The sequence below is a fragment of the Pseudoalteromonas sp. M58 genome (assembly GCF_042604605.1).
Classification (GTDB): Bacteria; Pseudomonadota; Gammaproteobacteria; order Enterobacterales; family Alteromonadaceae; genus Pseudoalteromonas; species Pseudoalteromonas tetraodonis.
Genome location: NZ_CP152391.1, coordinates 366,554 through 379,406, shown reverse-complemented (window position 1 = coordinate 379,406; position 12,853 = coordinate 366,554). Strand labels below are relative to the sequence as shown.

Here is a 12,853-nt window from a genome sequence, read left to right as displayed (position 1 = left end):
AAAAAACGGCGGCTATGATAAGTCGCCGTTATTTTTACGGCTTATTTAGTGCGTTTTAACCTAGGTGCTACAAGCAATAGTGCGCCTAATAACCATGCCATACTGCCACTAGAGTCTGAACTTTGTGGTGGTGTCACTTCTACGTTATCAATTAATGTATTCTCTTTAGGTGTTAAATTTTGTGCTGAATTAGGATCGTCATCAAGCACAACCACCGTTTGTATTGATACTAAGTTTTGATTACTAATAACTACATTTTCATCTGAACATTGCTCTTTAGTAATACCAACCAATGGTACCTCTGCACAATGAACTAAGGCCGCTATTTTATCTAAAGTTTCTTGGCTTTGTGCTGTTATTTGTCCGAAAACGGTAAACCCACCATTTTGTAAATCTAAGTTTTGGCTGTTATCACTCATATTAAAAAACCATTGGCTAGTGGCGCTGTTTTCGTTGCCGCCCTGCTTTGCCATGGCAATTGTGCCTTTTACATTTGAGTAAACAGGTTCGTTAATAACCGCTGGCTTGGTTGTAATGGGATCCATTTCATCAGAAAAAGTAAAACCTCCCCCTTGAATGACAAACTTATCAACAGAGCGGTGTATTACTGTTTGGTTATACGCTGCATCATTAACATAACTTAGGAAGTTTTCTACTGTTTTAGGTGTTTGTTGATCAAACAAGTTAATTTCTATCGTTCCTTGGCTCGTTTGCATTTCGACTATGGTTGCTGCGCTTGAAAAGCTCGCTGCAGTTAAAATTGACGCTAAGATAAGCTTCTTCATTATTATTCCTATTTTTTATTGTCATTAGGCGTCATAGAGTAGTGTTATTCATTTTATAAATCGATACATAAGTACTTAACGCTACAATTCATATCAAAGTAATTACACTGCAGTTACAACTGTTTACATTTTAATTTTAAACACGTTATGAATAGTTAATTCTCTGAGTGCCTTGGTGTACATCACGGTGACTCTTTTTTTATTAACTTTAAGCCTAGCAAGGTACTTAAAAAGCCCCTTATCAATCACTCTTTTTTTGTTATCATCAGCCTACACAGTGATAGGAGTAAATATAATGGCAAACAACACGACTATTTGTGACTTTGGGCTACACCAAGGTGAACCATACACCCAGCTTCCCGTCAGCTTTTTGAAATGGATGATTGATGTAAATCATCAAAAATCTCAATACGCACATGATGAGCTCGCACGCAGAAAACAGGTTGTAGAGCAGCAACGTGAAGTCTCATTGGCTGAAAAATATGAATAAGTGCGTTTTTTTAACCTCGAACTAGTTTAAACTAGCCGCCTACTATACTGAGTTTTGTTAATCGATAGGTATTTTATGCGTACTCTTGTTTTTCTCATTTTATTTCTTGGTTTATATGGCTGTGCCAGTGACTCAGTCAATAAACCTGCAGCACACTATTTAACTGTTCTTCATACCAATGATAATCATGGTCGTTTTTGGCATAATGAAAAAGGCGAATATGGTATGGCCGCGCGTAAAACCCTAATCGACCAGCTAAGAGCCGATGCAAAAGCACAAGGGCATCAGGTGTTATTATTATCAGGTGGCGATATTAATACCGGTATTCCTGAATCAGACCTGCAATTTGCTGAGCCCGATTTCAAAGGCATGTCGAAAATTGGCTATGACGCAATGGCATTAGGTAATCATGAGTTTGATAATCCATTAAGTGTATTAAGACAGCAACAGCAATGGGCTAATTTCCCTCTTTTATCGGCTAATATCTTTGATAAACAAACTAACGAAACTATTTTTGAACGTTATAAAATATTCAACAAAGGCGGCTTAACCATTGCCGTAATTGGGTTAACAACGACAGACACCGCTAAAATTGGTAACCCGCAATACATTGGTCACTTAGATTTTAAAGATCCGGTTGAAATAACCGCCTCACTTACCCAAACATTAAAAGCAAAATACAATCCCGATATTACTATTGCGGTAACGCACATGGGGCATTATGTAGATGCCAATTATGGAATAAATGCCCCAGGTGATGTTACGCTTGCCCGCTCTTTAGATAAAAATACACTGGATATGATCATTGGTGGCCATTCCCAAGAGCCAGTGTGTATGGCTGCAGAAAATGTCACAGATGAGAATTTTAAGCCAGGTTTAGCCTGTAAACCTGATCGACAAAATGGAACCTGGATAATGCAAGCCCATGAATGGGGTAAGTATGTGGGTAAAGCGGAGTTTAAATTAGAAAACGGTCAATTATCACTGCTAAGTTATCAATTATTGCCCGTTAATTTATACGTAGATAAAAAGCAAAAAGACGGTAGCGTAAAATCCGTACTTGCTGCAAATTACATTAAACCAGATCCAGCGCTACAAACCTTTTTAGCGGCGTACCAACAAAAAGGGGCAAAACAAATTGAGGGTAAAATTGGCTTTGTGAATGACAGACTCGAGGGTGATCGTAACAAAGTACGCTTTGAGCAAACTAACCTTGCTCGCGTTATTATTCAAGCGCAAATGAATACCGTAGGTGCCGATTTTGGCATTATCAGTGGTGGCGGTGTTCGCGATAGCATCAATGCGGGTGACGTGAGTTATAAAGACATACTCAAAGTACAGCCTTTTAAAAACCGTGTCGCTTATATCGATTTCAAAGGCAATGATATTTTAACCTATTTAAATGTCGTGACGCGTTTCCCACCAGACTCTGGAGCCTACATGCAATACCACAACTTAGCCTTTGAGCTTAAAGAGGATCAAGTAACTAACGTGTTCATCGCCGGCAAGCCGCTTGATATAAACAAAACATACCGCATGAGTATTAATGAATATAATGCTTCTGGTGGCGATAGTTACCCTAAAATTACTCACATGAAAGGATTCGTAAGCACCGATGAAACGGACTCTCAGGCATTAAAACGATTTTTTGCAGAGCACAGCCCTGTTGATGCACATGAGTTTGCACCTAAATAGTAATCTGTATTGAACAGTGATGAGTGTCATTGATATATAATGACACTCATAATTCAGGTTTATGTTATCACCAAGCCAATTTAAGCGCACTTCAACCCACAAACCTCTCACACTCTATTTAAGTTGGTAGCTCTCTTAACCAGAGTTAAGATTAAGTAGCAAAGCACGATTACTTTCCTATTATTTCTATATTTCCTTGACCCACATTTGCTAACCCATAACTGTGCATTCGTGAGCGTGAGCCCTCTCCAAATGCTTTCGGTGGGTAGTATAATCCCTTTTGTTCAGGGCAATCATTTAACACATCATCCAGTGACGCACGAATTTCACTCAATGTTTTCTCTAGACTGTTATTAAAGTTTGGACGTTTTCTTACTGTATGACCAAGCTCAACTAAACGATAGAAATATTTATTGGCAAGCTCTATCAATTCCTCGGGTACATTCTTGTTATGATTAAGCTTGATCTCTGGATTGTTAGTGCAATATTCCACAAGCGCTAAATAAAAACATAACGGTTTGTTTGCCAAAGCTACTTGGTGCTCCAAAGAAACGCTACTCGATAATGTTTTACTTTTTAAATCAATAATCAGGGTTAATGGTTTTGACTCTGTAGTATTTGATTCTGCGTGAACAACCTGTTTTTCATCACTTTTTTTAATATAGGCTAATTTTATTAGGTATGTTAGTAATATGCTAAGAATAAAAAGCATCCCATAAATAACTACCACATCACCCGTAAAATACGGCTGTCTCAAAGAGAAAACGATGAACACCACACCATTATTACTATTTAACTCTCGAATAAACTCTGTGTAAGTTTTTAAAGAAGCATCAAATTCATGCTGTGGCGTTATAGCTACAACCTCAATACCGGTACTATCAATAAAGGTGTTTAAGGTTTGAATATAATTAAGTAAAGCTGCTTTATTACCTGAGTGTTTAAGCAGCTCATTAGATAAATCTAACAAAGGTAAGTCTAAAGCGATTCGTTTTTCTATTTGTATTATTTGTAATTTATTTACTTGCTGTTGTTTTTGCATTGTCGAAATATAAAAAACAGACGAGAAAACCAAGAATAAAAAAATTGTGCATATTATCCATATTAACCTATTCATTACGATTCCCCTATAAAGGTAACGGGGTAACTGTTGCACTGCCAATATGGCTCAACATCTTGATAATATTGAAACGATTGTTCTTTAGACATACTCAATAAGTGAGACTGTACAGCACAGAGTAAATCAGTATTGTTATGCTGCATTTTTAAGTACCAACGGGTGCCTGCCACATTACTACTAATAGGCGTAATATAATTTTTTGAAAAACGCTGACTGTCACTTTCTCTCCAAAAAGAGGCAATAAGGTCTACTTCCCCGTTCGCCAATAATTCTCTCAACTCATTGTGTGAACTCGCATAGGTTATTTTTAGCTGAGCAATGTTTAGGCCTAGCTCTTTAAAGGCTTGTTTGGGTAAAATGTGTCCTGAGCGACTCGTTGGATAATCTAACAGACCGATTTTTTTATCTAAAAAATATTGTTTGCTGATCTTAGGTTTTTCTTTTGAAGAGATAAAAAATGCAGTGTAATCAGAAAAGCCAACCACAGGCTGATAGTTGTAAGTAGATTCAGCCTTAAACGCATCCATAATATTATTTTTCGCTAAAATTAAATCTGCAATACCTTTACCTACAAACTCTAAGCTATCAACGGTTCTATATCCCCAATAGCCAATGACAGAGCCATACTGCTTTGCCACAACTTTATCATCACACAAGTTTTTAGTAAGTAATTGAGCAACGTATTTTGAGGGGGTAAATACTATAAGTTGACTCTTATTAGCCGTTGCCGTTGTTTGACATGTCGTTGATGTCTCTATTATTACTGGAAACGTTATATCTTCCTCGCCCACAATAACTTGACCTGAAAACCAACTTAGCAACACGCCCAGAAACATAAATGTAACAATTGCTGTTTTATGCAACATTAACTTCTTAATATTCAAAAAACACCCGTTTAAATTAGAGTAATAGCTCATTTGAACAATTTTAATTACTTATTACAATAGGTAATTTTACCTGTCAAACCCAAGCCATTGAATAAAAACAACTTTAAACAAGAAAATATGAATATTATTGAGTCCTTTCTATCAACTAAAAAAATGAGGACAATTGACCTTATCAGCGTTTACAAAATAAATGTCACACTACTAGGATGCTTCAATGTACAAAAATGTAAAATATTCGCTTTCTTTAACACTTTTAATTAGTGCAATATTTGCAAGCACAGATTGTAATGCTTGGGGCCAAAACGGGCATCGTGTAGTGGGTAAAATTGCAGAGTCGCACATAAGCGAAACTACTAAGACTGCACTTATCCCCTATCTCAACGGCGAATCTTTAGCTCAGATTTCAACATGGCCTGACGAAATGCGATCTGCACCAGGTGACTTTTGGCAAAAAAAATCATCTCGTTGGCATTACATTAATGCTGATGACAACGCGACCTTTAGTTTTGACCACGACCACACTAAACACAAAGAATCAGTAACAAACATATTAGAAGGCATTCACTACTCTATCCGCGTGTTAAAAGATGATAAATCAAGCCTTGCGGCCAAACAGTTTAGCTTGCGTTTTTTGGTGCATTTAGTGGGTGACAGCCATCAACCATTTCATGCAGGAAGAGCAGAAGATAGAGGCGGCAATCGCGTTAAGGTTTCTTTTTTTAACCAACAAACCAATCTTCATAGCTTATGGGATACCAAGTTAGTAGAAAACGAAAACTTATCTTTTACTGAATACGCTCAGTTTATAAATACCAACAACAGCGAGCTAATTAGTGAATATTTACAAAGTACACCAACAAGCTGGCTTGAAGAGTCGCACAACTTAGCCCTAAAAATATATGAATCAACAGAAGAACAGATTAGCTACGACTATATCTACAACAACACCCCTATTGTGAAAACACGCTTGCAACAAGCGGGAATTCGCTTGGCTGGATTGTTAAATACATTATTTGATCCTACTAACACGCAATCAAAAATGGCCTTAACACAGCAAACACAAAAATAAATTTAGTTTCTTACTTAAATCATCTACATGGGAAATCAACATTATGACTAAGCTTCGCCTTTCGAAATTAACTGGGGCTGTAATTCTAGCTCTAGGAGTTTCAACAAGCGCTATGGCTGCTGACACTTCATCTGCAATGCGTGGTAAAATAACCACACCTTCAGGTGCGAGCGCTGCAAACGTTAAAATTAAGGTTGTTCATCAACCAACTGGCACAATTAGTGAACTAACGACCAATGAAAGTGGTACTTTCATTGCGAATGGTTTGCGTGTTGGTGGACCTTACACTGTGATCATCGACTCTGATACGTTTAACGATACCACCGTTGAAAACATCTTTTTAAACCTTGGCGAAACTTACAGATTAACATCGCAATTAGCGCCGCTAAACATTGAAAAGATTGAAGTCTCTGGTTATAAAATTGTACAACAGTCAGGTGGCTCTAGTAGTATGTTTGGCGAAGATACTATCAATAATATGCCTAGCTTTAACCGTGACATTAAAGATATCGCACGTTTAAATCCGCTTGCGAGTATTAATGGCAGTGGTGAGCTAACTTTTGCTGGTAGCAATCCACGTACGAATGGTTTAACCGTAGATGGTATTGGCCAAAATGATGACTTTGGTTTAAGTTACGGCGGCTACCCGACTTCACAGCCTCCAGTAGCCCTTGATGCAATTGAGCAAATATCTGTTGATGTTTCTCCATTCTCTGCCTCTAAAGGTAACTTTGGTGGTGGTACTATTAACGCGGTAACTAAGTCAGGTACTAACGAACTTAAGTTTTCTGGTTTTTACGAAACATCAACACCTGATATTGCAGGCGATGTAGACAGCATATCTCAAGTGTTTGCTGATAACCGCCCAGTTTTAGATGACGATGGTCACCGCACATATATTGTTGAACAAGTAGAACCTAACCAAACTGAAAAACGCTACGGTTTTAATGTTGGCGGCCCGATTATTGACGATACCTTATTTTACTTTGTTAACTACAATAAATGGTCAAGCGAACTAGATTTAGACTATGGTTTCGAAGGTTCAGGTGCAACTAACGAATACGATGTGAGTGAAGAAAGCTATAACCGTTTCCTTAATATTCTAAATAACGAATACGGTTTAACCGATTCTCTTGGTGGCGATCCTAAAGACACCAACGAAACATTACTTGTAAAGCTAAGCTGGAACATTGCCGATGATCATCGTTTAGATTTTACCTATCAGTGGCAAGATGACAAAGATGAAACAAACTTTGGTACTGGTGGCACATCAGTTCAGTTTGCATCAAGTCGTTATACCTACGCAACCAAGTTTAATAACTTTGCTACCAAGCTATATTCAGATTGGAATGAAGACTTTTCAACTGAAATCGGTATTGCATACAAAGATGTATCATCGAGAAGTTTAACAAATTCTGATATTGGTAGCGTTAAAGTTGAAGAATACTTCCGCGGGCCTTCTTATAACTTTGGTACCGATGAGTTTCGCCATGCAAATAGCTCAGCAACAGAAAATTTAACACTTTCTCTTGATGCCACTTATTTAATGGACGAGCATGAAATTAACTTTGGTATGCAATATGAGTCGTTAAACTTATACAACCTTTTTGCAGCTAACTCTCTCGGTTCATGGGAATTTGATAACTTTAATGGTTTCGAAAATCGTGAAGTAGGTAACTACAAAGGAAAGTACGATTTTAGCTACAGCAATGCCTTTACAAATAACCCTAATGACACTGCTTACGACGCAACCCGTAATCAATTAGCACTTTACATTGAAGATACTTTTTATGTTGGTGATGATTTAGAAGTAACGGCAGGTGTTCGTTATGAGCGTTTATCTTCTGATGATAAACCAACACTCAACGAAAACTTTTTAAACACCTATGGCTTTAGCAATCAAGAAAACCTCGATGGGTTAGATATTATTCTACCGCGTATTGGCTTTAAGTATTACGCTACAGAAGCATTAACAGTTAACGGTGGTGTAGGTCGTTTCCAAGGTGGTATCCCTAACGTTTGGTACAATAACTCATTCCAAAACGATGGCATTACTTTTGTAGATGCACCTCAAAGTGCTATTAACGATTATTATGCTAATAATCAAGCTGATATCACTCAAGTACCAGATGCCATAAAAGGCTCTTTAGTTCAAGGTGCAGGTAGCACTAACTATGTTGACCCAAACTTTGAACTACCGTCAAGTATTCGTGCACAACTTGGATTTGAGTACGACTTTGATTCTGAATTACTAGGTGAAGGCTTTAAATGGCAAGCAGAAATTGCTTATCACAAAAAAGAAAACGAAGCTGTGTGGCATAACACCGCCATTAAACCTGTAGGTGTAGCGGCCGACGGCGAGCGTATCATCTATGAAAGTATTTACAGCGGTGATTTAGCTGATAACTTTGATATAGCAATGACTAACTCAACTGATGATGGTCGTTCTGTTATTATTACAACAGCACTAGCTAAAGAGTGGGAAAATGGCCTTTATATTTCAGCAAGCTATGCACATCAAGATGTAACAGAAGCGTCTTCAGGTTCTTCATCACGTGCACAAAGCAACTATCAGTACAATATCACTAAGAGCCGAAATGAAGACTTTGCTGCCCGTGGTGCATATGAAGTAGAGCATAGCTTTAAAGTTAATTTAGCTTATAACACTGAGTTCTTCAGTGGCTATGCCACAAGATTTAATGTGTATTTTGAACGTCGATCTGGTCGTCCATTTAGCTATACTATGGGTATGTATCAAGATAGTGATTTAGGTGATACGCGTGACTTTTATTCAAGCTCAGCTTATTTAGCGTATATTCCAACTGGTGCAGATGATGCAAACGTAAACTGGGATGAATCAGGGCTATCATGGAGTGAACTTGAGACACTACTTAATAGAGCGGGTATTTCTGAGCGAGGTCAAATCTTAGACCGTAACTCAGGCACGCAACCATGGGTTACCACTATGGATATTAGCGTTAAACAAGAGATCCCAGGTTTTGCAAAAGGTCATAGCGGTGAGGTTTACTTTATGATTGATAACTTTGCCAACTTATTAAACAGTGACTGGGGCGTAGAAAAGCGCTTAGGTTTCTCTGACCAAGCAGTTTACGACTTTGGCGGCTTAGACGATCAAGGTCGTTATATAATTGATAGCAGATTTAATGGCGCTGATGTTCGTAACTATAGCCAATATCAAACTAGCTCATCAGCTTGGCAAGCTAAAATTGGTGTTAGCTATAAGTTTTAATACATAGCCTGTACATCAAAAACTCGTAAAATTAAAAAAGCCATTACATGAATGTAATGGCTTTTTTTATGGAAAAAATCACTTTTCATCTGTTTGTCATAAAAACTACTTACTATTTGAACGGTAAAATATTGAAACATAGATAAAATGCTAAATTTCATAAATAAAGTGTTTTATAATAAAAAAATTACAGTTGTATTTTATTTGTAACAAACAAATGAGGTACACTATGTAAGTATTTTGGGTTAAGTGTATTTTGCGGTCGCTTAATCCAAAATTAAAATAAAAAAGCTATTAAAAGTTTATTTAACTACACGGGAAAATAAAATGAAAATTCAACTTCGCAAAACAGCTCTATCACTTGCTATAGCAGCATGTGTTGGTGTCAGTGGTGCTGCAATTGCAAACGAAACAACCTCTGCAATTAAAGGTCAAATAAAGGGTCCTAACGGTAACCCTGCTGCAGGAACTAAAATTACTATTTTACATGTTCCTTCAGGCTCTGTTAAAACAACTGAAGTAAATGACGCTGGTTACTTTACTGCTAAAGGTCTTCGTGTTGGCGGCCCTTACAAAGTAATTGTAGACTCAGACATCTACGCTGACCAAGAGTTCAATAATATTATCTTGAACATTGGTAGCGACTACCCTGTTAATACTTCACTTGAAAATATCTCAGATGTTGAACAAATTGTAGTAACTGGTCGCCCTATTAGCACTATGTCTGGTGGTACGGGTCCTGCTTCAACATTCACATTAAGCGATCTTGAAAATCAACCAGCTATTAACCGTGATTTAAAAGATATTATTCGTATTGACCCTCGCGTTGCTATCGATGATAGCCGTGGTTCAATAAACTGTGGTGGTGGTAATCCACGTTTTAACAGCTTAACCCTTGATGGCGTTCGTATGAACGATAACTTTGGTTTAAGCTCAAACGGTTACCCTACTATTCGCGCTCCATTCTCTTTTGATTCAATCGAGCAAGTAGCGGTAGAATTAGCACCATTTGATGTTCAATATGGTGGTTTTACATCATGTAACATCAATGCAGTTACCAAATCTGGCGGCAACGACATTCACGGTGGTGTATTCTACGATTACACTAACGATTCGATGAAAGGCGATAAGATTGAAGGTAATGACGTTGATAACGGCGATTACAGTGAAAAGCGTTATGGCTTTAATGTTGGTTTACCGCTAATTAATGACACGCTGTTCCTTTTCACTTCTTACGAAAAACTTGAAGGTGTTAAACAGTTTAACTATTCATCTTTAGTGTCTTCTGCAGAAATTGATGAAATTAAACAAATTACACGTGATGTTTATGGTTACGAAGCCGGTGCAACACCAGCTAGCTCACCAGTAGAAGATGAAAAAATCTTAGTGAAGCTAGATTGGAACATCAACGATGACCACCGTGCTAACCTAATTTATAACTACAATGATGGCTTTACTTTATCGCAATCAGATGCAGATGGTGATGAGCTCGCATTTGACAGCCACTTTTATGAGCAAGGCGCAGAGTTTACTTCAATCGTTGCATCACTTTACTCTGATTGGAATGACAACTTTTCAACTGAAGTTCGTTTAGGTAAATCAGAGCTTGACGCTCGCGTTCAATCTTTAGACGCAGCAAGCGGTTTTGGTGAGTTCCAAATCAGCACAGACAATGCCACGGTGTACGTTGGTCCTGATGACTCTCGTCAATCAAATGATTTAAACTACGATACCACAACAGCTAAATTCTCAGGTACCTACTACCTTGATCAGCACACGATTACCGCTGGTTTTGAGTATGAAAAGTTAGAAGTATTTAACCAATTCGTACAACATACTGAAGGTGAATGGCGTTTTGCTTCGATTGACGCATACAGAAATGGGATTGCTAATGCAGTTTATTATAATAACTCTGCAAGTACGAATAACCCAAATGATGCAGCTGCTAACTTTGCTTATTCACAAAATACATTTTATGTACAAGATGAATACAGCTTTTCAGATATCGATGCATCATTAACATTTGGTCTTCGTTACGACAGCTATTCAAGCGATGACAAACCAACATTAAATCAGAATTTCACTAATCGTTACGGTTTTAGCAATCAGTCAACGTTTGACGGTATTGATTTAATTCAACCACGCGTAGGTTTTGAGTGGTATGCAACCGATGCACTAGAAGTACGTGCGGGTGTTGGTTTGTTCTCAGGCGGTAACCCTAATGTATGGTTGTCTAACTCATATTCAAATGATGGTATCACCAATATTGGTGCTTATATCAGCGATATCAGTAATTCTTATAAAGTTGGTTCTGGTGATGATGAAGTCACTCTAGTTGACCTATTTGATACGCCAAATGTAAATGGTGGTACTCCAGGTTACGACGTTCCACAAGATATGTTTGACAAAGTAGCAAATACTGAAATTGGTTCGGGTGATGCTACAACAAACGCGGTAGATCCTAACTTTGAAATCCCATCAGAGTGGAAGTACTCCTTAGGTGCTACATATACTACAGAAAACGACTATGTTATTGCTTTGGATTACCTTTACACTAAGAAGCGAGATGCAGCGACTCTTGTAGATATTGCTTTACAAGATTCTGGTAAAACTACTTTTGATGGTCGTCCTATCTATGAAAGAAAAGAAGATCCATTAAATCCAGGTAAATATCGTAGTGGTGAACTATTACTAACAAATGTGAATGGTGATAGTGGTGAGTCTTCAATTATATCTGCTGCAGTAAGTAAAGCTTTTGATAATGGCGTTAGCGTTCAGTTCTCATACGCTTACACTGATGCAGATGATGTAAACCCAATGACTAGCTCTGTAGCCAGCTCAAACTACGGTAACCTAGCAACATCAAACCCAGGTAACCCTGGCGTGGCATCATCTGATTACGAAATCCCACATCGCTTTACATTAAACCTAGGTTATAAACACGAGTTCTTCGATGGTTATAACACCCGCTTTAACCTATTTGGTGAAGCATACAAAGGTTTACCATATAGCTTTACCTATAAGAGTAATCGCGACACCGGTGCGGGCGATATTCAATTTGGTGATAGAAACTCTAATGGCGCGCGTCAATTATTGTATGTACCACTTGAAAATGATCCAAACGTTGTCTACAACATGAGTGCTGATGAAATCAATGAGTTTAACGACTTTATTGCATCTGAAGGTCTTAAACGTGGTGAAATCACTGGTCGTAACCAACAGAACTCTGATTGGTTTGTTAAATTTAACTTTAAAATCACTCAAGAAGTACCTGGCTTTATGGATGGCCATAAAGGTGAAGCATTCTTCGTAATCGATAACTTAACGAATATGTTAAACGATGATTGGGGTGTATTAAGAAAAGGCTCTTTCGTGGGTAATAAGATGGTTGAAGTAAATATTAATGACCAAGGTCAATACGTTTACTCAAACTTCAGTGCACGTAGTGCTGAACAGTCTGTACAACGCGATGCCTCTTTATGGGAAATGCGTGTAGGTGTTCGTTACACGTTCTAATTTGATTGATTAAATTAGTGTATTTAAAAGCCCACTTTGTG

The 12,853-nt window shown here is 37.8% G+C and carries 8 protein-coding genes; 5 read left to right on the top strand and 3 right to left on the bottom strand.

Going from position 1 to position 12,853, the window contains the following annotated elements:
- Positions 1 to 41 precede the first annotated feature (41 nt).
- Positions 42 to 785 carry a peptidylprolyl isomerase gene (locus AAGD16_RS16970; protein WP_008112351.1) on the bottom strand — a complete coding sequence of 248 codons (744 nt, stop codon included), beginning with the start codon at positions 783 to 785 and terminating at the stop codon, positions 42 to 44.
- Positions 786 to 1,080: 295 nt separating this feature from the next.
- Here AAGD16_RS16970 and AAGD16_RS16965 point away from each other — a divergent pair, with 295 nt between their 5' ends.
- Together AAGD16_RS16965 and ushA are read left to right on the top strand one after the other, a co-directional pair.
- On the top strand, positions 1,081 to 1,275 hold the full coding sequence (locus AAGD16_RS16965) for a hypothetical protein (protein WP_377115319.1): 195 nt from the start codon (positions 1,081 to 1,083) through the stop codon (positions 1,273 to 1,275).
- Between the two features lie 75 nt (positions 1,276 to 1,350).
- On the top strand, positions 1,351 to 2,970 hold the full coding sequence (gene ushA / locus AAGD16_RS16960) for a bifunctional UDP-sugar hydrolase/5'-nucleotidase UshA (protein ID WP_290171996.1): 1,620 nt from the start codon (positions 1,351 to 1,353) through the stop codon (positions 2,968 to 2,970).
- A gap of 169 nt (positions 2,971 to 3,139) precedes the next feature.
- On the opposite strand, the gene AAGD16_RS16955 is transcribed toward ushA, so the two are convergent.
- Positions 3,140 to 4,087, bottom strand: coding sequence for a hypothetical protein (locus tag AAGD16_RS16955; RefSeq protein ID WP_377115316.1), 948 nt, complete (start codon positions 4,085 to 4,087; stop codon positions 3,140 to 3,142).
- Entirely contained in the window at positions 4,087 to 4,956 is an 870-nt protein-coding gene (locus tag AAGD16_RS16950) for a hypothetical protein (protein ID WP_377115313.1), read from the bottom strand. The genes AAGD16_RS16955 and AAGD16_RS16950 overlap by 1 nt, the downstream gene beginning before the upstream one ends.
- Positions 4,957 to 5,191: 235 nt before the next feature.
- On the opposite strand from AAGD16_RS16950, the gene AAGD16_RS16945 reads away from it, so the two are divergent.
- The 3 genes from AAGD16_RS16945 (at position 5,192) to AAGD16_RS16935 (ending at position 12,812) form a co-directional block, all read left to right on the top strand.
- Complete coding sequence (locus tag AAGD16_RS16945; RefSeq protein ID WP_377115310.1) at positions 5,192 to 6,046, top strand: S1/P1 nuclease; 855 nt, start codon at positions 5,192 to 5,194, stop codon at positions 6,044 to 6,046.
- A 43-nt stretch (positions 6,047 to 6,089) separates the two neighbouring features.
- Complete coding sequence (locus tag AAGD16_RS16940) at positions 6,090 to 9,296, top strand: TonB-dependent receptor domain-containing protein (protein WP_377115307.1); 3,207 nt, start codon at positions 6,090 to 6,092, stop codon at positions 9,294 to 9,296.
- A 327-nt stretch (positions 9,297 to 9,623) separates the two neighbouring features.
- Entirely contained in the window at positions 9,624 to 12,812 is a 3,189-nt protein-coding gene (locus tag AAGD16_RS16935) for a TonB-dependent receptor (RefSeq protein WP_013463148.1), read from the top strand.
- Positions 12,813 to 12,853 lie beyond the last annotated feature (41 nt).

What these genes read in the sequence shown, in the direction of transcription:
- AAGD16_RS16970 (WP_008112351.1), bottom strand. Translation starts at nt 785, where the DNA reads ATGAAGAAGCTTATCTTAGCGTCAATTTTAACTGCAGCGAGCTTTTCA.
- AAGD16_RS16965 (WP_377115319.1), top strand. Translation starts at nt 1,081, where the DNA reads ATGGCAAACAACACGACTATTTGTGACTTTGGGCTACACCAAGGTGAA.
- ushA (WP_290171996.1), top strand. Translation starts at nt 1,351, where the DNA reads ATGCGTACTCTTGTTTTTCTCATTTTATTTCTTGGTTTATATGGCTGT.
- AAGD16_RS16955 (WP_377115316.1), bottom strand. Translation starts at nt 4,087, where the DNA reads ATGAATAGGTTAATATGGATAATATGCACAATTTTTTTATTCTTGGTT.
- AAGD16_RS16950 (WP_377115313.1), bottom strand. Translation starts at nt 4,956, where the DNA reads ATGTTGCATAAAACAGCAATTGTTACATTTATGTTTCTGGGCGTGTTG.
- AAGD16_RS16945 (WP_377115310.1), top strand. Translation starts at nt 5,192, where the DNA reads ATGTACAAAAATGTAAAATATTCGCTTTCTTTAACACTTTTAATTAGT.
- AAGD16_RS16940 (WP_377115307.1), top strand. Translation starts at nt 6,090, where the DNA reads ATGACTAAGCTTCGCCTTTCGAAATTAACTGGGGCTGTAATTCTAGCT.
- AAGD16_RS16935 (WP_013463148.1), top strand. Translation starts at nt 9,624, where the DNA reads ATGAAAATTCAACTTCGCAAAACAGCTCTATCACTTGCTATAGCAGCA.